The following is a 19,531-nucleotide window of genomic DNA, read 5'->3' as shown; positions in this document are numbered from 1 at the left end:
GGGCCCAAGGTCGAGCCCCCATCCAAGTTGCTTCGGGACGAAGAGGTCGAGGGTTCAAATCCCGCCACCCCGACAGTGAAGTACCAGGTCAGGGCCTGATCCGCGAAAGCGGGTCAGGCCCTGAGTCGTTGTGATTCCCGTCCGCTCGGCACCGCATGTTCGCAGGATGCTGCGAGCCCGCTCGCAGGAAGCTGCGCCTCTTTCGGAGCGAGGGGGCAAGGGGGCGCTGGGACAGTGGAATGACCAATCCCCCTTACAGAAGGAGCCGGCGCGATGGCCCAGAAATCCACGGGTGGGAGTAAGCGGAATCCGTTGGCCGGGATGGCCGGGCTGCTGATCGCTCTCGCCTGTTCTCTTGTGATCTTCGACGGTGCGGTGAAGGTTGTGGCGGTGTCCGTGTTCGCCCTTGGGGCGCTCTTCTGCGCCCGTTCGCTGACGCGGGCCGGCGGGCAATAAGCGCGACGGCGACCGGTACGACGGGGGTCGGAGCACCGTGACCAGGTGCTCCGGCCCCCGTCGTATCGGTTGCGGGCTCTCAGATCCAGCCGCGTTCGCGGGCGAGCAGCGCGGCCTGGAAGCGGCTGGACGCGCCCAGCTGGTGCATCAGCGACGCCACGTACTTGCGGTACGTACGGACCGACATGCCGACGTCACGGGCCCCGGTCTCGTCCTTGTCCGCCATGCACAGCGATTCCAGTATCTTGCGCTCGATCTCGCCAGGGCGGTGGTCGGCCGGCTCCGCGCCGACGCCCTCGCCGGATGGCGGGGGGAGTTCGTGGGCCTGGCCCCACATACGGTCGAACAGCGAGACGAGGGTGGCGACGAGCCCGGGTTCCCGGGCGAGCAGGGCGCCGCGGCTGCTGTCGGCCGGGTCGAGGGGAGTGAGCGCGGCGGCCCGGTCGAAGATCAGGACACGTTCCAGAGGGAGTCGGGAGATCCTGACCTCCGCTCCCTTGGCCTTCAGTTCCCGCAGGTACGCCATGGTGCCGGGGTCGTCCAGCGCGGCGGACCCGATCAGGCTGCGCATCCGGATGCCACGGCGCAGGATGCGTTCGTTCGGTGACCGGGACGCCGCGATGGCCTGAGGGGGGATCCGTCCGCTCGGCCAGGTGGTCAGGCTCTCCGTGCGGGTGAAGAAGGTCAGTTCGTCGATGGCGGCGCGGACCCGGTCGATTCCCTCCAGGCGTTCCATCGTGGGCCGGTCGGTTCCGGCCACGGCGTCGCTCACCGGTGCGGCGTCCCGTTCGGCGAGCAGCGAGGTGACGATGTCGTGCTCGGCGGCCGAGTTCTCCAGTTCCTCCCGGGCCAGGGTCACGCGGCGGTCGATGAGGGCCTCGATCGCCTTGGCGGGTGCCGCGGGGCGCAGCAGGCCGTCGGCGACGGTGGCGAGCCCCAGTTCGCAGGCCCGCTTCTGCAGTGACCGCGTCGACTCCTCGTCCGGGGAACTGTTCTCTGCCGCTTCTTTCACGTCGACACCGCCGGTCCGCAGCAGCATGCGGTAGAAGGCCTCTTCCTCGGATCTGACGCCGAGAAAATCAAGACTCGGATGCGGCATAGCTCCCCCCAGGGTCTACACGGTGGTCAGTCGCGTACATAGGTCTACCGGGCTGAGCAGGGAAAAACTACGTAGATCGACATGTCCGTTCAGATCGGTGACAGAACACGCGCATGAAGTGACATGGCAGCGCGCAGCAAGCTGCGCGCAAGACCTCTCCAACTCGGGCTTCCCGAACGGCAGAGTTGTGGTCACAAGGAGCCCACGGGAACACCCCGGAAGCTCCACAGAATCCCGGCCGGACTGACCGGATTCCAGATCCACGCATCTCGACCAGGGGGAACCGTCATGAAGAAGCGCTTCGCCACCTCGCTCGTCGCCGCCGCCGCTCTGCTGGGCCTCGCCGGCACCGGCACCGCCCAGGCAGCCGAGGGTGCGGCCGGCACTCCGGCCCAGGTGGCCGCCACCACCACTCCGATCACCGGTTCCGCCCTTACCGATCTGTCCTCTCTCCCCGCGCTGATCCTCGGCGAAGTGGTGCCGGTCGGCCGCCTGATCCTCGACTGGGACTAGTAGCCCGTACGAGTTCAGCCCGTACGACTTCACCCGCCCGTCAGCCGAAGCCCCGGCCAGGAGACAAGGAGAGAACCCCCGATGACCGCCTACTCGGTCCTCGTACCGTTCGTCCCGAGCAGACCCGAGCAGATGCTGCCGTTCGCGGGACTCGTGCACTGGACCGGCGCCCACCGGCTGTGGCAGGGACAGAGCCTCGCCACCGAGTCCCACCAGGGATTCGCCCATGCCGCCGGTGCGGGGTTCCGGGTGCCGGCGGGACTGGGGGTGACCCTGATGCCTCTGCGGCATCCCACGGAGGCCGCACTCCAGGCACGGTCGCTCTCCCTGATGACCGGCGAGTCGGTTCTGGCGGGGTACGGGCCCGGAGCACCGAGTGTGCAACAGGCCCTGCTCGGCGCCCCGTACCGGAGTCCGCTCACCGCGGCCCGCGAGTACCTCACCGGCGTACGGTCCGCGCTGACGGGGAGTCCGGAGGTGCTGGACGGTGAGTACGTGCACCAGGAGGCACTGCTGCGGGCGATGCCGGGACCGAAGGTGGAACTCGGACTCGGGGTGCTGCGCCCCGGTATGGCCCGGGTGGCGGGCGAGGTGGCCGACGCGGCCATCACCTGGCTGACGCCCGCCCGCTATCTACGGGACCACATCGTGCCCGCGGTGCGCGAGAGCGCGCAGCAGGCCGGCCGGCTCGCTCCCCGCGTGGTGGCCATGGTGCCCGTCGCTCTGGCCGCCCCCGACCGTGACCCCGTACAGCTCGCCCTCGCCTCGAACCGGAACCATCTGCGCGCACAGCACTACCGCGACATGCTCCGGCGCGGCGGTGTGGACCTGCCGGACGACATACCGGAGGGCACCGGCCCACCCGGCCCCGACGAAGCCGTGCAGGGCAAGGCCCTGGTCGCCGGCGACGCCTTCCTGTACGGCGAACCGGACGAACTGCTGGCCAAGTTCGACGCCTACCGGGAGGCGGGGGTCGACGAGATCGTCCTCAACGTCACCGGTGTGGCCCACCTCTTCGGACCGCAGACCGCCACGCAGGAGCTGCGCAAGCTGCTGACCCTGCTGGACCTGGTCGTCTGACACCGCGGCACCCCCGGCCCTCCCACGCCCAGCCCTCCCACCCGCGGGCATGTCCCGCCCCCTGACTTCGCAGACCCACCGCCCCGTCCGATGACCTCGTGGGCGCGCCGCCGACCGACCGCGCCCGGCGCCGCGCCGCCTAGGTCCTGTCTCCCCGATCTTCGCGAAGACAGGACCTGATTCCGAGGCACGCTCCGCCCCCCAAACTTCGCAGGCACGCCCCTGCCACCGGCTCTTCACGCTCTCACGTTAGGCATGCTCATGACACACGCACTCGTCAAGGCCCACGCCTTGCAGTGGGGCACGGGACGCCCCGTGGCCGCCCTCGCCCCCCGCCCGCCGTACACCTCGACCGTCGTCCTGGAGGACGCCGGCCACCTCAACGCCCTGCTCGGCTCGGGTGTGGCCGGTCCCGGCACCGTCGTCCTCGTCCCCGGTGACGAGCCGAGCGCCGAGCCCGTACGGCATGAGGCGTCCGGCGCCGAGGTCATCACCTGGCAGGGATCGCTCGGCGAGCCCGGCGCGGAGGCGGGGCTGCACCCCGACTTCTACCTCCAGGTGCAGGCCTACTCGATCACCCCGTATCTCTCGGTGCTGGGCCCGACGTTGGTCCGGGTCGCCGAGGAGGCCGACTTCCAGGCGTACCTCGACGACGCCGAACAGGCCCTGAACGAGGGCGAGTTCTCCGAGTTCCTGACCCATCCCGCGGTGCAGCTCGGTGACCTGTCCGCGCTGGGCGGCGGACCCGAGGGCGACGGCCCCGGCCTGCGGCTGTACGTCGCCGCGGACGGCACCGTCCGCGTCTCCCCCGCCGGCGCCCCGCTCGGCTCCGTCGGAACCCCGCGCGACGAACTGCACCGTGCCTGGCAGGAATCCGCCGACGCCCTCGGCGCACTGCCGGACGGCACCTCCCGTACGCGGCGACTGGCGGACCGGCCCTGGATCGGCCGCTACCTTGCAGCCGTGGGCGCCGCCAGGGAGGCCGTGACCCGCGGTGTGAACCAGCCGCGTGTCTCCGGGTTCGGCGGGCGCATGGTCTCCGCGCTGAACCACGTCGCCGACCTCCGTGACCGGTCCGCCACGGCCCCGCTGCTGCTCTGGAACGACGAACGCGCCCTGATCCACCACCCCGTGGACCGCCGCACCGTCGCCCTCTCCACGGACGCGGCCCGCGCCGCCGAGGCGCTGCTGGTCACGGGCTCCGCACAGGAGGCCGCCCGGTACGCCGATCCGGGCACCGTCGACGCCGTCGCCGCCTACTTCGCCGGCATCGAACTGCCGCTCACCGAATCCGCCGAGCCCCGCAGCCTCACCGAGGAGGTGACCGTCTGATGGGCGCCATGCTGCTCAGCCCCGCCCTCGCGGGCACACCGCTCACCGGCCGCGCCGCCGACGCCGTCGCCGAACTCGGAGAACGGGCCGTCCTGTGCGACCTGTACGACGAGGCGGGCGCCCCCGTCTACCACGACATCGCCGGCACCACCCCGCACGAGGTGCGCGAACTCCTCACCGCCCTGCGCCGGTTGCCCGGCGCGGTACTCGACCTGGCGGCCGGCTCGGGCCGGCTGACCTTCCCCTTCCTCGGCCTCGGCCGGGAGGTCACCGCCCTGGAACTGTCCGGCGACATGATCGGACTGCTCCGCGAAAGGCTGGCCGCCGCCCCTCCCTCGCTGCGCGAGCGCTGCACCCCGGTCCAGGCCGACATGAGCGACTTCGCCCTCGGCCGCCGCTTCGGCGCCGTCGTCCTCGGCACCACCTCCATCTCGCTGCTGCCGCCCGACGCCCGCCCCGGCCTCTACCGCTGCGTACGGGAGCACCTCGCCCCCGGCGGACGCTTCCTGCTCACCACGGTCGAGGTCGATCCGGCCGCCGACGGCACGGACGAGTCCGAGATCCTCGCCGAGGGCCAGAGCGGCCGCGGCTACCGCATGATCGAACAGTGGAGCGCCGGCGCCAGCACCCGCACGGTCACCATGATCCCGGTCGAGCCGCCCGCCGAGGGCCCCGTCACCGTCGCCACCACCACCATCGGCGTCCTGCCCGCACCCCGGCTCATCGCCGAGCTGGAGCAGGCCGGTTACGCCGTCCGCTCCCGCACCCCCGTCCCCGGCGGCGGACGCCACCACGACGTCCTGCTCGAAGCGGAGGCTCTGTGATGACCGAGACGACCCTGACCAACCTGACGGAAGGGACCGGCGCGCAGGACCACCCCGCGCTGTGGACCTCCCTCCTCCCCCCGTCCGCCCACGGCGACGACAGCATCTGTGCGGTCTCCGCCCAGGGCATGCGCGTACGCTTCGCCGACGGAACCGAACTCCTCGACGGCGACTCGGGGTTGTGGAACGCCAACCTCGGTCACGGCAACGAGAACATCGCCCGCGCCGCCTACGAAGCCCTCCGCGACGCCTCGTACCTGAGCGTCTTCCGCTACGAGCACACATACGCCCGGCGCGCCGCCGAGGCCCTGGTGGAGCTGTGCGGCCCCGACCACTTCGCCCGGGTGCTGTTCTCGACCTCCGGGGGCGCCGCCAACGACCTGGTCATGAAGACCGCCCGGCACTATCACGCCCTCCGCGGGCAGCCGTCCCGCAAGCTCGTCGTCGGACTCCGCGGCAGCTACCACGGCCTGACCTTCGGCGGCTTCGCCCTCACCGGGGAGAACCTCGGGCAGCAGGTGTACGGCGTCGACCAGCGCCTGGTCCGCCATGTCACCCCCAACGACCCCGGCGACATCGAGAAGCTGATGCGGGCTCAGGGCGGGCAGGTGGCCGCCGTCGTGGTCGAGCCGGTGCTCGGCAGCGGGGCCGTGCCCCTGACCGACGAGTACCTCGACACCCTGCTGAGACTGCGGGACGAGTACGGGTTCCTGCTCGCCGCCGACGAGGTCGCCACCGGGTTCGGCCGCACCGGAGACATGTTCGCCTCCCAGCGCTGGAGCGGGCGCCCCGATCTGCTGGTCACGTCCAAGGCACTGACCAACGGGACCTGCGCCGCCGCGGCGGTGATCGTCTCCCGGGAGATCGCCGACGCCTTCCGCGCCGAGAACGCCACGCTCACCCACGGCGAGACACAGGCCGGCACCCCGGTGACCTGTGCCGCGATCCTCGCCACCATCGAGGAGATGCGACGGCTGGCCGCGGTGGCCCACGGCCGGCGCGCGGCCGGGGTCCTCGGTGCCGCGCTGGACCGGCTCGTCGCCGAGCACCCCCTGTTCGACTCCGCCGACGGCATCGGGCTCTTCCGGTCCCTGCGGATCCGTACCGCCGACGGCGAACTCCTGCCGCAGGCCGAAGTCCTCGACCAGATCGCCGCCATCCGCGAGGCGGGCGCGATCGTCCACGCGGGCATCCACGGTGTGCAGTTGATGCCGCCGCTCACCGCGACCGACGCGGAGATCCTGGAACTGACCGAGGCCGTACGCACCGGTGTCGAGCGGTACGCGGGAGGCACCCGGTGAACATCGCCTGGTCCGGTTCCACCCGGCTGCTGACCGGCCCCGCGGGGCTCGCCGACTGGCTGGACGACTTCGACGACGCCCGGGGGAGGGCGGGTTCCCCCGACACCGCTCTGCTGCTCGACCCGGCCGTCACCGAGAGCCGTATCACCGCCCTGGTGACCGCGGAACTGGACCGGGCCGGCCACACCACCCGGCGCATCGTGCCCGGCGGGGACGGCGGCCCGGACGAGATCCTCGCCCTGGCCGACGCCACCGCCGACGCCGACCTGATCGCCGTGATCGGCGGAGGATCCGTGATCGACCGGGCGAAGCTCCTCGCGGTCGCCCACGAGGACCGACGGGCCCGCGCCGATCTGCGCACCACCGGCCGCAGCGGACTGCTGACCCTCGACGCGCGCACCCGCCGGGCCCGCCCTCTGCTGGCGGTGCCCACCACCGTCGGCACCGGCGCCGAACTCAGCCGGGTCGCCTGCCTCCCGCACAACAGCGGGAAGCGGCTCGTGATGAGCGACGCGCTGGCCCCGGACGCGGCACTGCTCGACCCCGCGGCGACCGAGACCCTGCCGGCCGAACTCCTCGTCGAGGGCGCGCTGGAAGCCCTCTTCCGCACCGTAGGCCCGTACGTCGGCAATCTCCTGGACCGCCCGGTCGAGGACGCCCTCGCTCAGTCGGCCGCGGTGCAACTGGCCCGGCTGGGCGGTGAGACGGCCCGGCAGCTCGCGGCGGGGCGCACCCCCGACGCCGAACTGCGGATGGATCTCGCCCGGCTCAGCGGACTCACCCAGTCCACCTGGCTCTCGTACGGCCGCGACCTGTTCAGCACGGAGGGCTGGATGATCGCGAACGAGCTGTCCAGCGCGCTCGGCACCCGCAAGATGACCGCGGTGGCCGCCCTGCTGCCGCCCCTGTGGCAGGCGGTCCTCGCCGGGGACACCCGGCTCGGCTCCGCCCCCCGCCTGTGGCGGATCTGGGACCTGCTGCGCTCGGCCGACAGCAGCGGCGACCCGCTGCCCGCCGAGCCGGCGGCAGGCATCACCGCCCTGATGGACCGCTGGGGCGTGGCACGGGACCTCACGCTCCCGCCGCCGCTGCTCGAAACGGTGGCCCGCCGGACGGTACGCACCTGGGGCGCCGGGCTCCCCATGCTCGGCGGACTGCGGACGGCGGACGTGAGCGCCCTGCTCACCGCGGCTGCCTGAGCCCGCCCGCGCCCGCCCCACCTCACAGACTTCCGCGCCGGCCCGGCGCGGGGAACGCACCACCTCACCAACTCACCAAGGAGAAAAGTCATGAACGAGCAGTTCGAGAACACGGCCTTCGACACGGACAACCTGGAGCTCGGTCTGCAGGAGCTGGAGGCCATGGAGGCCCCGGGCTGGTGGACCACCGGCGGCGTCGTCGTCGGCATCTCCCTCGTCTCCGTGGTCATGACCTGATCCGACCGGATCAGCAGGCAGCACCCCAACACACCGCGACAACACACCACTCACGGAAGGAAGCCGCCATGAACGAGCGCTTCGAGAACGCCGCGATCGACACGGACAACCTGGAGCTCGGTCTCCAGGAGCTGGAGGCCATGGAGGCCCCGGGCTGGTGGACCACCGGCGGCGTCGTCGTCGGCATCTCCCTCGTCTCCATCGTCGCCACCTGATCCACCCGAATCAGTCCGCCATCCCAACACCCCATCCAACAAAGGAAGTTGCCATGAACGAGAAGTTCGAGACCGTCGCGGTCGACACGGACAGCCTGGAGCTCGGCCTGCAGGAGCTGGAAGCCCTCGAGGCCCCCGGTTTCTGGGAGGGCGTCTCCATCGGCATCGCGATCAGCACGGTCGTCGTCGCCACCTGATCCACCCGGATCAACGGACCCTCGCCTCACCTCAACTCAACGCACATCAAACGAAGGGAAGTTGCCATGAACGAGAAGTTCGAGACCGTCGCGATCGACACGGACAGCCTGGAGCTCGGCCTGCAGGAGCTGGAGGCCCTCGAGGCCCCGGGCTTCTGGGAGGGCGTCTCCATCGGCATCGCGATCAGCACGGTCGTCGTCGCCACCTGATCCATCCCCGGCACCAGCCGGAACGGATCGAGTGGACCGGGCCCGGCCGGGAGAACTCCCGGCCGGGGCCCGGCCCTCGTCCCCACCCTCTCCCCCCACGCACCACCAGAACCTCCGGAGCACCCCATGACACGACACGACAGGAGCGGCCGCGATGACCACCAATGACACCGCCGTCTCGCTGAGCGGCCTCACCAAGACCTACAAAGGCGTCACCGCCGTCGACGACCTGACCGTCGACATCCGCGCCGGTCGCGTCACCGGTCTGCTGGGCCGCAACGGAGCGGGCAAGACCACCACCCTGCGGATGCTCCTCGGACTGGCCGCCCCGACCGCCGGCACCGCCACCATCCTCGGCAGGCCGTACGCCGAACTGCCCGACGCGGCCCACCGGGTCGGCGTCAGCATGGACGGCATGGGCGGCGTTCCCGGCGCCACCGTCCGAAGCGAACTCCGCATCTGGTGCACCGTGCTCGGGCTCCCCGCCACCCGCGCCGACGAGGTCATGGAGATCACCGGGATCGCCGACGCCGCCACCCGCCCCGTCAAGGGCTGCTCGACCGGTATGCGACAGCGCCTGGCCCTGGCGGCCGCGCTGCTCGCCGACCCCGAGGTGCTCGTCCTCGACGAGCCGGCCAACGGCCTGGACCCGGACGGCATCCGCTGGCTGCGCGACACGCTGCGCTCCCTGGCCGGAGAGGGCCGTACGGTCCTGGTCTCCAGCCACCAGCTCGCCGAGCTGGAGCAGACCGTCGACGACGTGGTGATCATGCAGCGCTCGCTGCGGTACGCGGGCACGCTCGCCGACCTCACCGGTCACGGCGCCAGCCGGCTGGAGGACCGCTTCTTCGAGCTGGTCGACCCGGCCGCCACGTCCCCCGCCGGTACGGACCTCGCAACCGCGACACACGCCATCGCGGCTCCGGCCGCCGTCCGCACTCCGGAAAGGATCACGTCCCGTGCGTAACCTCGTCGCCGGTGAAGCCCGCAAGGCCCTGACCGGACGCATCTGGTGGTACCTGCCGCTCGCCGGCGCGTGGCTCTGCCTGATCACCACCTTCGGATACGTCTCCGAAGGCGAGAAGGCCATCGCGTCCGGCTCCACCGCTCTCGCCGTCGGCCAGGACGTCGCCCGCGCCTGGATGATGATGTTCCTGCTGGCCGCCGTCTTCGGCGCGGTCGCCGTCACCCGCGACTACGGCTCCGGGACGATGGTCCGCTCCGTCCTCCTGGCCGGCTCACGGACCCGCCTCTTCGGCGCCAAGCTGATCGTCTCGACCGTGGCGGGCGCCCTGTTCGGCCTGGTCGCCGCGGCGCTCGGCACCGCGAGTATCTACCTCGCCCCCGTGCCGTTCGGCTTCGAGGCCGCCGCGGACGGCGAGACCGCCCTGATCCTCTTCGGCGTCTTCGCCTGCTGCACGCTGGCCGGACCCTGGGGCGCGCTCGTCGGCTGGATCGTACGCAACCAGACAGCGGCCGTCGTCACGCTGCTCGTCCTCACCCTCCTCGTCGACCCGGGGCTGCAGCGCATCGTGCCCGACGCGTCCAAGTACCTGCTCACCATCGCGATGAGCTCGGTCTACCGCGACGTGAAGCCCGACCTGCTCTCGCTGCCCATGGCGTACGCCGTGATCGCCGCCTGGCTGGCCGCCGCCTTCTTCGTCGGCCGCCGCCTGGTCCGTACTCGCGACATCGCCTGACCGCCAAACGCTCCGCTGGATGGGCAGTGACGCTGTGTCGATTTGCGGCTCCGCCGCGGGCGCGGGCCGGTCGCGCCCACGCGGCGGAGCCGCAAATCGATACAGCCCCGCGCCCCTTCAGGGCGCTGCCGAACCGCAACGGAATTCACCAAGAACGTTCAGACCATGGCCGCCCCCGACCCGCGCCACCACCCCATGCCCTCCGTCCGCCGATCCGAGGTGCTCTCACCATGCCCGCAACCAAGACCGCCGCCGCCCCCGACCTGGAGCGGCCCCGTACCGCCGGCGACGTCGCCGTGCACGAGCCGCTCAGCGACGGCGCCCCCTGGGTGATCCAGCGCGGCGAGCACCAGCACTTCCGTACCAGCGAGAACCTGGCCCGGCTGGTCCGCCTCCTCGACGGCAGCCGCGACCACGACCAGCTCGCCGACGAACTCGGCCGCCCCTGGACGCCGGACCACGTCGACCGCGCGATCCGCAACCTCGCCGACTCCCAGCTCCTCGACGACGGCCGGCCCACGCAGCGCGTGCGCCGGGTCCGCTTCGCCGGGCCGCTGACCATCCAGTTCACCCTGCTCAGGCCGGAGCGGATGCTCCGCCGCCTCACCCCGCTGATCCGGCCGCTCGCCCACCGCGCCGTCCTCGCCGGCGCTGCGGCGGTCACCCTGCTCGGCGTGCTGGCCCTCGCCGCCGCCGGTCCCACCCTCGGCGCGGCCCTCAGCCGCCCGATGCCGCTGTGGTCGTACGCAGCGGTGATGCTCGGTGTTCTGCTCACCACCGCCGTCCACGAGGTCGCGCACGGTGCGGTCCTCACCCACCACGGCGGCCGGCCCAGCCGGATGGGCTTCATGCTCTTCTACATGTCGCCGGCCTTCTTCTGCGACGTGTCCGACGGCTGGCGGCTGCCCAGCCCCCGCCAGCGCGTCCAGGTCGCCCTCGCCGGCATCGGCGTACAGGCCGTGGCCGCCGGTTCCGCCGCCCTCGCCGCGCTTCTCGCGCCCGCCGGACCGCCGCGCGACACCCTGCTGCTCGTCTCCCTCGTCAACTACCTGACCTGCGCGGTCAATCTGCTGCCGCTGGTGAAGCTGGACGGCTACATCGCGTTGATGAGCCACCTCGACATCTCCCACCTGCGGGAGAAGGCCATGACGGACGCCCGCCGGTTCCTCGCCGGGCTGATGTTCGGCGGCCGCGACTACGGGCGTGAACTGCCCGGGCGCGGCTGGGCGGTTCCGTACGGGATCGCCTGCCTGCTGTTCCCGCTGTATCTGGTGTCGACCGCGCTCACCCTGTGGGGCTCGATCCTCCAGCGGCTCGGCATCGCCGGCTCGGCACTGATGGTGTGCGGACTCGGATACCTGCTGTGGCGGCTCGGCAAGGGCACCGCCGCCCTGGTCAAGGAGGCGCTCAGGGCGGGCGCCCGCCCGCTTCGTATCGCCGCTGCCGGAACGCTCGCGGCTCTCTCGCTCGGCCTCGCCGCCACGCTCGTCCAGGTCCCCGCCACCGTGTCGGCCGGCTACACCACGAACCGCGACGGCAGCCTCAGCCTGCTGGTCGCCGAGGGCGGTGCCGGCTTCGACCTCACGGAGGGCACCCCGGTGACCCTGCACCGCTCGGGCCTGTTCAGCCGTCCCGAGGTCGGCACCGCCCGGCTCGGCGAGCCTGTCGGGCACGACACGCTGGCGCCGCTGACCGCGATGCTCCCGGTCGACAACGAGCGCCCGTGGCTCGCGATGAGGGCGTACCCGCTGGAGCGCGGCACCACGACGCCCGCCGCCGACGGCGCCGACCGGACCGGCGTCGCCGAGGTGCAGGCCGGAGACCAGCCGCTGTGGAAGTGGTTCGCGGTCTCCTACCTCGGCCCGCTGCTCCCCTGACCTCCCACTCTTCGACTTCTGGTACCCCGCCCGTTCCCGGAGGACCCCGCCATGTCCCTGCGCCATGTTGCCCACTGCCCGCCGGGCACCCCTTTCTACGACCGCCCCGCCGGCGTCGCCGGTGAGGACGCCTTCCCCCTCGCGGCGACCGAACCGCCCGCCGGCTGGACCCGTGAGGCGATGGGCGAGTGGACCGTACTGACTCCCGCGGATCCCCGGCTCCCCCCGCAGGGCTGGAAGATCCACGTCTCGGCGACGGCCGACAGCGCGCCCGAGGTGCTGGACGCCGTCCGCGACTACTGCTTCCGGAGGTCGCTGCTGTTCAAGTTCCTCACCAGCCCGGGGATGCTGATGCTGCGCAACAGCAAGTACGGGGACCGGGGCAGCAGCGGCAAGTTCATCACCGTGTACCCCCGTGACGAAGCCGAACTCCACACCGTCCTCGAGGAGTTGGACGCCCTGATCGGCGGCCGTCCCGGTCCCGCCGTCCTCAGCGACCTGCGCTGGCGCCGCGGCCCGCTGTACGTCCGCTACGGCGGGTTCACGCTCCGTATGGGCCGCGGCCCTTCGGGCGAGTCCGTTCCCTGCATCGAGGATCCGGACGGCAAGCTCGTCCCGGACGTACGAGGTCCCGCCTTCCGTCCGCCGGCCTGGGTGCGGCTGCCGCCGTTCATCGCGCAGGCACTGGCCGACCGCAACAAGGGCGGCGGACTCGGCTCCTTCCCCTTCAAGATCACGCAGGCGCTGCACTTCTCCAACGGCGGCGGCGTCTACCGGGCCACCGACACCCGCGACGGCCGGCCGGTCCTGGTCAAAGAGGGCCGCCCGTACGCGGGCCTGGACGACACCGGCGCCGACGCGGTCGCCCGGCTCCGCCACGAGCACGACGCGCTGGTCGCACTCGACGGACTCCCCGCGTTCCCGGGCGTCCTGGACTGGCGCAAGGGCAACGAACACTGGTTCCTGACGAGGGAGTTCGTGGTAGGCGAGCCACTCGGCAAGGAGGTGACCGCCCGCAATCCGCTGGTCCACGCCGTCACCGCGCGGCACACGGCGATGTCCGTCGCCGCGTACACCCGCTGGGCTCTGGACGTCCTCGACCAGACCGAGGCCGCCGTCACCTCCATGCACGAACGTGGCCTGGTCTTCGGTGACCTGCACCCCAACAACGTTCTGATACGTCCTGACGGCACCGTCGCCTTCATCGACCTGGAGACCACCCGCCCCATCGGGGGCCACACCGGCCAGGCCATCGGCGCCCCCGGTTTCGCCGCCCCCGCGGGCACCACAGGACCGGCCGTCGACCGCTACGCCCTCGGCTGCCTCCGCCTCAGCTCCTTCCTCCCTCTGACGGCGCTGCTGTCGTGGGCACCTCAGAGAGCCGAGGAGCTGATCGCCCGGATCGCGGAGGACTTCCCGGTGCCGGAGGGGTTCGGGGCACAGGTTCGCGCGGATCTGGGCCTCGGCGCCGGGGCTTCCGCCGTACGCATGGCGTCGGCCGCGGCGTCGGCTTCGGCTTCGGCTTCGGCTTCGGCTTCGGCTTCGGCTTCGGCTTCGGCTTCGGCTTCGGCTTCGGCGACAACGGCGGCGGCCCCCCAGCCGTCTGTCGCGCCCGAGAAACCCGCGGCACTCGTGGACGACCCGCTGGTTTCCGTCGGGCGGATCGGTGCGGGCGTGCTCGCCTCCGCCACGCCCGAGCGGACGGATCGTCTCTTCCCCGGTGACGCCGACCAGTTCAGCCATCCGGACGGCGGCCTGAACATCGCCAACGGTGCGGCGGGCGTCCTGTGGGCGCTACACGGCGCGGGCATCGCCGTACCCGAGCCGCACGTCGACTGGCTGGCCGCAGCCGCCCGCCGCCTGGACACGGCCCGACCCGGGCTCTACGACGGGCTGGCCGGAATCGCCTGTGTCCTCCAGGAGTTGGGCCGCCCCGACGAGGCCGCCGAGCTGCTGGACCGCGCCCTCACCGGCCCTCGCGAACATCACCGGGACGGCAGTGTCGACCACAGCCTCGCGGGCGGCACGGCGGGGCTCGGCATGGCGCTGCTGCACCTCGCCGACCGCCGCGGCGACGACTCGCTGGCCCGGGAGGCACACCGGCTCGCCGACGAACTCGCCGACGAACTGACGGCCCGGCTCTCGGCCGACACATCGTCACCGGCCGTGCTGGACCCGGCGTCCGGTCGGCGTCCCGGTCTGCTGCGCGGCGGTTCGGGCGAGGCGCTGTTCCTTCTCACCGTCCACGGCCCGGATCGCGACCTGCTCGACGCGGCCCATACGGTCCTCACCCACGACCTGCTGGTCTCCGGCCGACTGCCCGGCGAGCCGAGGACTCCGGCGCCGGCGCCCTGGCACGGGCACCAACTGGCGTACGGCGGAGCGGGCCAGGCCATCGCGGTGCACACCTTCCTGGCCCATCGCCGGGATCCGCGGCTCACCGCCGTGCAGGACGCCCTGCTGACCGACCTGACCTCGCAGTTCCATCCGGCCTGCGGGCTGTTCACCGGCAAGGCGGGCGCACTCGCGGCTCTGGTCCACACCGACGACGGCTCGGAGGCGACCCGGCGGGCGATCCGTGCCCTGACCGCCGGCCTGGACCTGTTCGCGGTACCGCAGGAGGGCGGGACCACCGGTTTCCTCGGCGACCACCTGCTCCGGCTGTCCACGGACCTCGCCACAGGCTCCGCGGGAGTCCTGGCCGCGCTGAACGCGGCCCGCACGGGAGCCGGCGCCCTGCCCTGCGTACCGTTGACGCCGGGTGCTCCGTCCGAACTCACCGGGCCGGAGCCGATCCCGGCCACGGCCGTAGGGTGACCGCTCCGGCGGCTTCGCCCACCCTGTTCCACCGCTGATCGCCGTCTCACCGGCCGTGTGCCGGTACGGCCCCCCCACCTCCCGGAGTTCTCATGTCCACGCAATTACTGGTCAGCATCCGCAAGACGGAGGACGCTCTGCCCTCGGCGGCGCCGGAGACCGCGGTCGTCCGCCTCGTCTCGGTACTGCCCGGGGACTGGGTGGTGAGGCCGGCCGGTACGACGACGGACGCCGCCACCGTGGCCGTCACGGCTCCGGCCGGCACTGCGGCACCCGAGGCCCTGCGCACAGTGGACGAAGCCCTCTCCACTCCCCCCATGCAGGGCTGGATCCGCGACTGAGCCACTACGTGCCGCACGAGCCTGCGGTGTCCGCGAAGGATGTGCATCGCGATCCGGGGGTGGACGCCAAGTCGGCTCGCTCTACTGGCCGCGCATGGAAGGGGCGGCACCGGAATTCTCCGGTGCCGCCCCTTCCGCCTGACTGTCTGAAGGGTTGTTGACGAACTGGTTGAGGCGATCCGCATTGAGACGATCCGCGCCGACCTGATGAGACGTCATTTTGCTTGTTCCGCAAGAGCGTTGGAGCCATGCTGTGATCCGTCTGCGAACTCCTGTTTCCTGGAGGATCACCCGTGCCACCCAACCCCCCACTGGCACCGCGCGCGAGACGACGCGGAAGGCTGGCCGTCGGAGTGCTGGTCACCGCGCTGTTCGGTCAGTTACTCGCCGGGACCGCCGTAGCCGCCCCTGATGCCACACCCCCCTCAGCCGAGACCCCTTCAGCCAAGACACCGTCAGCCAAGGCTCCGTCGACCGAACGAATAGCCTGGAAATCCTGCGAGTCGCCCTCCGGCGAGGGCACCTTCGAGTGCGGCACCCTCAAGGTGCCCGTGGACTGGAAGCAGCCGCACGGCGCCACCATCGATCTCGCGCTCGCCCGGCACCGGGCCACCGACCCCGCACGCAGGATCGGCTCGCTGCTCATCAACCCCGGCGGGCCGGGAGGCTCCGGCGTGGACTTCGCGTTCGGTGCGCCCGAGTCGTTCTCGCCCGACCTGCTTGAGCGGTTCGACATCGTGGGCTTCGACCCGCGCGGTGTCGGCCTCAGCAACCCGGTCAAGTGCGACGAGGACCGGGTGAACGCCCAGGACGCGCTGCTCTACCCGGACAGCGCCGCCTCCTTCGCCGCCCTCCGCGAGGCGAACCGCGCGCTCGGCGAGAACTGCCGCGACCTCACCGGACCGCTCGTCGACCACATGGACACCGCGAGCGTCGTCCGCGACATGGACGCGATCCGCGCCGGCCTCGGCGAGAAGCGGATCAGCTACTACGGCGTCTCCTACGGCACCGCGATCGGCCAGCAGTACGCCGAGCGCTACCCGCACCGCGTCCGCGCGATGACGCTCGACTCCAACATGGACCACAGCCTGGGCAGTTGGGACTTCCAGAAGACCGAGGCCATCGCGGTGGAGGAGTCGTACGGCCAGTTCGCCGACTGGTGCGCCCGTACTCCCTCCTGCGCGCTCCACGGCCGGGACGCCCGCGGCCTGTTCGACGCGCTCTACAAGCGCGCGGACGCCGGTGACCTGGTCCTGCCGGGCGACCCGCCCGAGCCGGTCACCCCCCAGGACCTTCAGGACCTCGCGATGGGCAACATGTACGACCCGGCCGGCTGGTTCAGCTTCGCTCAGCTCCTCGCCGACATGGACGCCACCGACCCCGCGGCGGCACGGTCCCTCCGGGAATACGGCGAGCCGACAGAGTTCCCGTTCTACCCGGTGATGTGCCAGGACTACGACCTCGGCGTCCCCTCGTACGCCACCCTGAACCACATGGAGCGCGAACTCGCCCGCCGCGCCCCCGTCACCCGCTTCAGCACCCTCGCTTGGACGGTCCAGACCGGCTGCCAGGACTGGCCGACGAAGGTGACCAACCCACAGCGCAAGCTCGACGTCGACGGCACGCCGCCGATCCTGATGACCAACAGCCGTTACGACCCGGCCACGGCGCACTCCTGGGGCGTCAACGCCGCCCGCCAGATAGGACGCGAGGCCGTCTTCCTCACGTACGACGGTGTCGGCCACGGCGACTACTGGCTGAGCCCCTGCGCACGCGACGCCATCGACACGTACCTCGTCACCCTGAAGACCCCCCGCAAGGGCACCCACTGCCCCGCGGTCTGGCCGACCGAGCCCTCCGACCAGCGCCAATCGCCAACCGGCGGCCTCGTCAACCCACTGCCCGAACTGCTGGGCAAGGGAACGTACGGGTGAACCGTGTGACGCGACCCGACGGGATGCGGGTGCGGCCCTGAGCGGAACGCACCAGGCTCGTGAGCCGGTTCGGGGTGCTGGAAGGGGCGGGCCACTCGGGTCCGCCCCTTCCGGCGTCGGATCAGGATGCTTTCGCGGCCCGGTTGATATCACGAGATCGAGCACCTGACGCGCCGGACGAGCTGACCTCAGAAGTTCTCCACGAGCAGGGTCGCCAGCCACAGCAGCAGCGCCAGGGCGGCGAGCAGGCTGATCGCCTGGGCGAGCCGGCGAGGGAATCCGGACATCCGCGTACCTCCTCACCTCGGGAGCTCGGGTGCTGCCCGGCTTATACCCGGCGTCCCCGAAGCAACCCTGCCGGGTTCAGCCGCTTTCGGGGCAGGCCGGGGTCAGGCTGATCCGGTTGTCGCCGTCCGGCTTTTTCCAGGTGGTGGCGTTGGCGTGGACGATGTAGGCCTCGCTGGTTTTGTCCAGGCCCTCGACGACTATCAGGCGGCGGCTTCCCTTGGCCGCGCCCATGTCGATCTGGGTGAAGCCGGGGAAGGAACGCAGTATGGGGGTGATGTAGCGGGTGCCGAAGACGTCGAAGACCTGGTACTTCTCGGTCTTGTTGCGCTTTTGGTAGGCCAGGCGGAGATAGCGTGCTCCGGCGCCTTCGACGGCCATGCGGTAGGCGGGGTGGTTCCGGACGGCGCCGAGGGTGGCGTTCTGGACGTTGCCGTAGTTGCCGGTCATGCCGAATAAGGGCAGGTCGTCGATCAGCGGGCCGATGGGCTGGGTGCACCAGGAGTCGGCGTCGGTGTAGACGCCGCCGTACTGGGCGAGGATTTCGAGGCGAAGCAGGTCGGCCCGTACGGCGGGCGGCTGGTCGGCGAGGGCGTCGTAGACCCACTGGTTGTGCAGGGCGGGGAGGTTCTTGTCGGTCCAGAGTTGGACCCGGTAGTCGGGGTGGTGCTTCTTCCAGGTGCGGAAGTTGTCCCGGTACGGGAAGGCCTGCTCGCCGATCCAGATGATGTGGATCAACTTGGGCACGCCTGCCTGCGTGGTATCCCCTGCATCCCCGGCATCCGCGGTGTTGATGACGGATCTACGGAATCTGCTGCGGATCACGGTTCCTCTGCCCTCCCCCAGTTCCACCGGCCCCCAGGCGCGTGGAATGGACTCGATGCTAGGACCGTCGGCGGGGCGGGACAGGACCTCACGTGTTGCTTTTGGGTTCCATCGGTGTGACACGGACACCGGCAGATCACGGGCGGATATGCGGCAGACACGGGGCAGATAACGGGGCCGATATAGGACCGATATAGGACAGAATTCGGCCTATACGGCTCCTACTGTCGGTGGTGGATTCTCGCTCGTCCGACATCAGGGAGCACGCGATGAGTTACGTCAGCAGCATTCAGCCGGACGGTACGCCCACGTGGATCGACCTCCGGGTGCCGGATCGGGAGCGCGCGATGGGGTTCTACGGTGCGCTCTTCGGCTGGGAGTACGACACCAAGGGCGCGGAGACCGGCCTCGGCACCGTGTGCCTGCTGCGCGGCCGGCCCGTCGCGGCCCTCGCTCAGGCCCCGGCCACCACGGGCTTCGGCTGGACCATGTACTTCGCCGCCGCGGACTGCGACGGCACCGCCAAGCGCATCGTGGACGCGGGCGGTTCCCTGCTCAAGGCACCGACGGACGTCGCGGACCAGGGCCGTATGGTCATCGCCGAGGACCCGGTCGGCGCCCGCTTCGGTCTCTGGGAGGGGCGGGCACACGTCGGCTGCGAGGTCGTCAACGAGCCCGGCTCGCTCGTACGGAACGACCTGGTCACCCCCGACCCCGAACCCGCACGGGCCTTCTACACGGCCGTCTTCGACTACACCCTGGACCTCAACGAGACCCTCCCCGACTTCGACTTCACCTTCCTGCGCCGCGGGGACGGCAAGGAGATCGGCGGCATCTTCGGCTTCCCGGGCGCCCCGAATTCCGTCTGGGCGACCACGTTCGAGGTGGCCGACACGGACGCGGTGGTGGAGCGCGCCCGCACGGAGGGCGCCACCGCCGACGCCCCCGAGGACACCCCTTACGGCCGGAGCGCCACCATCACGGACCCCTTCGGAGTGGAGTTCTCCGTCATTACGAGGCCCTGAGCCCATCACCAGGCTCCTGAGTCTGCGGCTCCCCGCCGGCCAGCAGGGAGCCCCAGCGGTGAGC

20 protein-coding genes are annotated in these 19,531 nt (G+C 71.3%); 18 read left to right on the top strand and 2 right to left on the bottom strand.

Translation table 11 applies throughout. The annotated features are described in order from the left end of the window. Positions 1-273 precede the first annotated feature (273 nt). Entirely contained in the window at positions 274-456 is a 183-nt protein-coding gene (locus tag ACQEVY_RS26040) for a hypothetical protein (RefSeq protein WP_432951866.1), read from the top strand. Between the two features lie 79 nt (positions 457-535). Here ACQEVY_RS26040 and ACQEVY_RS26035 read toward each other — a convergent pair whose 3' ends face one another. After that, the gene (locus ACQEVY_RS26035; RefSeq protein ID WP_432951865.1) at positions 536-1,555 is read right to left on the bottom strand and encodes a helix-turn-helix transcriptional regulator; all 1,020 of its coding nucleotides are present in this window, start codon (positions 1,553-1,555) and stop codon (positions 536-538) included. 288 nt (positions 1,556-1,843) lie between these two features. Here ACQEVY_RS26035 and ACQEVY_RS26030 point away from each other — a divergent pair, with 288 nt between their 5' ends. From ACQEVY_RS26030 to ACQEVY_RS25955, 16 genes are all read left to right on the top strand, one after another. Next, complete coding sequence (locus tag ACQEVY_RS26030) at positions 1,844-2,068, top strand: hypothetical protein (protein WP_432951864.1); 225 nt, start codon at positions 1,844-1,846, stop codon at positions 2,066-2,068. 81 nt (positions 2,069-2,149) lie between these two features. Then, entirely contained in the window at positions 2,150-3,148 is a 999-nt protein-coding gene (locus ACQEVY_RS26025; protein WP_432951863.1) for an LLM class flavin-dependent oxidoreductase, read from the top strand. Between the two features lie 261 nt (positions 3,149-3,409). Beyond that, the gene (gene mpaB, locus ACQEVY_RS26020) at positions 3,410-4,480 is read left to right on the top strand and encodes a daptide biosynthesis RiPP recognition protein (RefSeq protein WP_432951862.1); all 1,071 of its coding nucleotides are present in this window, start codon (positions 3,410-3,412) and stop codon (positions 4,478-4,480) included. Next, complete coding sequence (mpaM, locus tag ACQEVY_RS26015) at positions 4,480-5,304, top strand: daptide-type RiPP biosynthesis methyltransferase (RefSeq protein WP_432951861.1); 825 nt, start codon at positions 4,480-4,482, stop codon at positions 5,302-5,304. Before mpaB ends, mpaM begins: the two co-directional genes overlap by 1 nt. Then, positions 5,304-6,605, top strand: a complete 1,302-nt coding sequence (mpaD, locus tag ACQEVY_RS26010; protein ID WP_432951860.1) for a daptide-type RiPP biosynthesis aminotransferase — start codon at positions 5,304-5,306, stop codon at positions 6,603-6,605. The genes mpaM and mpaD overlap by 1 nt, the downstream gene beginning before the upstream one ends. Next, the gene (gene mpaC, locus ACQEVY_RS26005) at positions 6,602-7,804 is read left to right on the top strand and encodes a daptide-type RiPP biosynthesis dehydogenase (RefSeq protein WP_432951859.1); all 1,203 of its coding nucleotides are present in this window, start codon (positions 6,602-6,604) and stop codon (positions 7,802-7,804) included. The genes mpaD and mpaC overlap by 4 nt, the downstream gene beginning before the upstream one ends. 90 nt (positions 7,805-7,894) lie before the next feature. Next, positions 7,895-8,041 (top strand): daptide-type RiPP, encoded by a 147-nt coding sequence (locus tag ACQEVY_RS26000; protein WP_432951858.1) that lies wholly within the window; start codon positions 7,895-7,897, stop codon positions 8,039-8,041. A gap of 68 nt (positions 8,042-8,109) precedes the next feature. Next, the gene (locus tag ACQEVY_RS25995) at positions 8,110-8,256 is read left to right on the top strand and encodes a daptide-type RiPP (RefSeq protein ID WP_165341661.1); all 147 of its coding nucleotides are present in this window, start codon (positions 8,110-8,112) and stop codon (positions 8,254-8,256) included. Between the two features lie 53 nt (positions 8,257-8,309). Continuing rightward, positions 8,310-8,453, top strand: coding sequence for a daptide-type RiPP (locus ACQEVY_RS25990; RefSeq protein ID WP_165341659.1), 144 nt, complete (start codon positions 8,310-8,312; stop codon positions 8,451-8,453). A gap of 66 nt (positions 8,454-8,519) precedes the next feature. Continuing rightward, positions 8,520-8,663 carry a daptide-type RiPP gene (locus ACQEVY_RS25985; protein ID WP_432951857.1) on the top strand — a complete coding sequence of 48 codons (144 nt, stop codon included), beginning with the start codon at positions 8,520-8,522 and terminating at the stop codon, positions 8,661-8,663. A 154-nt stretch (positions 8,664-8,817) separates the two neighbouring features. After that, positions 8,818-9,630: an ABC transporter ATP-binding protein gene (locus ACQEVY_RS25980; RefSeq protein WP_432951856.1), complete on the top strand. Its 813-nt coding sequence runs from the start codon at positions 8,818-8,820 to the stop codon at positions 9,628-9,630. Further along, the gene (locus tag ACQEVY_RS25975; RefSeq protein ID WP_432951855.1) at positions 9,623-10,363 is read left to right on the top strand and encodes an ABC transporter permease; all 741 of its coding nucleotides are present in this window, start codon (positions 9,623-9,625) and stop codon (positions 10,361-10,363) included. Before ACQEVY_RS25980 ends, ACQEVY_RS25975 begins: the two co-directional genes overlap by 8 nt. Positions 10,364-10,593: 230 nt before the next feature. Next, positions 10,594-12,240, top strand: a complete 1,647-nt coding sequence (mpaP, locus tag ACQEVY_RS25970; RefSeq protein ID WP_432951854.1) for a daptide biosynthesis intramembrane metalloprotease — start codon at positions 10,594-10,596, stop codon at positions 12,238-12,240. A gap of 51 nt (positions 12,241-12,291) precedes the next feature. Beyond that, positions 12,292-15,057 carry a class III lanthionine synthetase LanKC gene (gene lanKC / locus ACQEVY_RS25965; RefSeq protein WP_432951853.1) on the top strand — a complete coding sequence of 922 codons (2,766 nt, stop codon included), beginning with the start codon at positions 12,292-12,294 and terminating at the stop codon, positions 15,055-15,057. Positions 15,058-15,149: 92 nt separating this feature from the next. Continuing rightward, positions 15,150-15,398 carry a hypothetical protein gene (locus ACQEVY_RS25960; protein WP_432951852.1) on the top strand — a complete coding sequence of 83 codons (249 nt, stop codon included), beginning with the start codon at positions 15,150-15,152 and terminating at the stop codon, positions 15,396-15,398. A gap of 293 nt (positions 15,399-15,691) precedes the next feature. Continuing rightward, complete coding sequence (locus tag ACQEVY_RS25955; RefSeq protein ID WP_432951851.1) at positions 15,692-17,332, top strand: alpha/beta hydrolase; 1,641 nt, start codon at positions 15,692-15,694, stop codon at positions 17,330-17,332. A 363-nt stretch (positions 17,333-17,695) separates the two neighbouring features. Here ACQEVY_RS25955 and ACQEVY_RS25950 read toward each other — a convergent pair whose 3' ends face one another. Beyond that, positions 17,696-18,364, bottom strand: a complete 669-nt coding sequence (locus ACQEVY_RS25950; RefSeq protein ID WP_432951850.1) for a glycosyltransferase family 32 protein — start codon at positions 18,362-18,364, stop codon at positions 17,696-17,698. A 347-nt stretch (positions 18,365-18,711) separates the two neighbouring features. Here ACQEVY_RS25950 and ACQEVY_RS25945 point away from each other — a divergent pair, with 347 nt between their 5' ends. Beyond that, positions 18,712-19,467 carry a VOC family protein gene (locus ACQEVY_RS25945; protein WP_432951849.1) on the top strand — a complete coding sequence of 252 codons (756 nt, stop codon included), beginning with the start codon at positions 18,712-18,714 and terminating at the stop codon, positions 19,465-19,467. Positions 19,468-19,531 lie beyond the last annotated feature (64 nt).

This window comes from Streptomyces sp. CA-288835 (assembly GCF_050936385.1).
GTDB lineage: Bacteria > Actinomycetota > Actinomycetes > Streptomycetales > Streptomycetaceae > Streptomyces.
The sequence above is the reverse complement of the archived record's forward strand: the minus strand, read 5'-3'. Positions and strand labels throughout refer to the sequence as shown.

Excerpts from the sequence above, each read along its gene's own strand:
- ACQEVY_RS26025 (WP_432951863.1), top strand. The coding sequence starts at position 2,150 with ATGACCGCCTACTCGGTCCTCGTACCGTTCGTCCCGAGCAGACCCGAG.
- ACQEVY_RS25990 (WP_165341659.1), top strand. The coding sequence starts at position 8,310 with ATGAACGAGAAGTTCGAGACCGTCGCGGTCGACACGGACAGCCTGGAG.
- mpaM (WP_432951861.1), top strand. The coding sequence starts at position 4,480 with ATGGGCGCCATGCTGCTCAGCCCCGCCCTCGCGGGCACACCGCTCACC.
- ACQEVY_RS25980 (WP_432951856.1), top strand. The coding sequence starts at position 8,818 with ATGACCACCAATGACACCGCCGTCTCGCTGAGCGGCCTCACCAAGACC.
- ACQEVY_RS26000 (WP_432951858.1), top strand. The coding sequence starts at position 7,895 with ATGAACGAGCAGTTCGAGAACACGGCCTTCGACACGGACAACCTGGAG.
- lanKC (WP_432951853.1), top strand. The coding sequence starts at position 12,292 with ATGTCCCTGCGCCATGTTGCCCACTGCCCGCCGGGCACCCCTTTCTAC.
- ACQEVY_RS26030 (WP_432951864.1), top strand. The coding sequence starts at position 1,844 with ATGAAGAAGCGCTTCGCCACCTCGCTCGTCGCCGCCGCCGCTCTGCTG.
- mpaD (WP_432951860.1), top strand. The coding sequence starts at position 5,304 with ATGACCGAGACGACCCTGACCAACCTGACGGAAGGGACCGGCGCGCAG.
- ACQEVY_RS26040 (WP_432951866.1), top strand. The coding sequence starts at position 274 with ATGGCCCAGAAATCCACGGGTGGGAGTAAGCGGAATCCGTTGGCCGGG.
- ACQEVY_RS25945 (WP_432951849.1), top strand. The coding sequence starts at position 18,712 with ATGAGTTACGTCAGCAGCATTCAGCCGGACGGTACGCCCACGTGGATC.
- ACQEVY_RS26035 (WP_432951865.1), bottom strand. The coding sequence starts at position 1,555 with ATGCCGCATCCGAGTCTTGATTTTCTCGGCGTCAGATCCGAGGAAGAG.
- ACQEVY_RS25985 (WP_432951857.1), top strand. The coding sequence starts at position 8,520 with ATGAACGAGAAGTTCGAGACCGTCGCGATCGACACGGACAGCCTGGAG.
- mpaB (WP_432951862.1), top strand. The coding sequence starts at position 3,410 with ATGACACACGCACTCGTCAAGGCCCACGCCTTGCAGTGGGGCACGGGA.
- ACQEVY_RS25995 (WP_165341661.1), top strand. The coding sequence starts at position 8,110 with ATGAACGAGCGCTTCGAGAACGCCGCGATCGACACGGACAACCTGGAG.
- ACQEVY_RS25960 (WP_432951852.1), top strand. The coding sequence starts at position 15,150 with ATGTCCACGCAATTACTGGTCAGCATCCGCAAGACGGAGGACGCTCTG.
- mpaP (WP_432951854.1), top strand. The coding sequence starts at position 10,594 with ATGCCCGCAACCAAGACCGCCGCCGCCCCCGACCTGGAGCGGCCCCGT.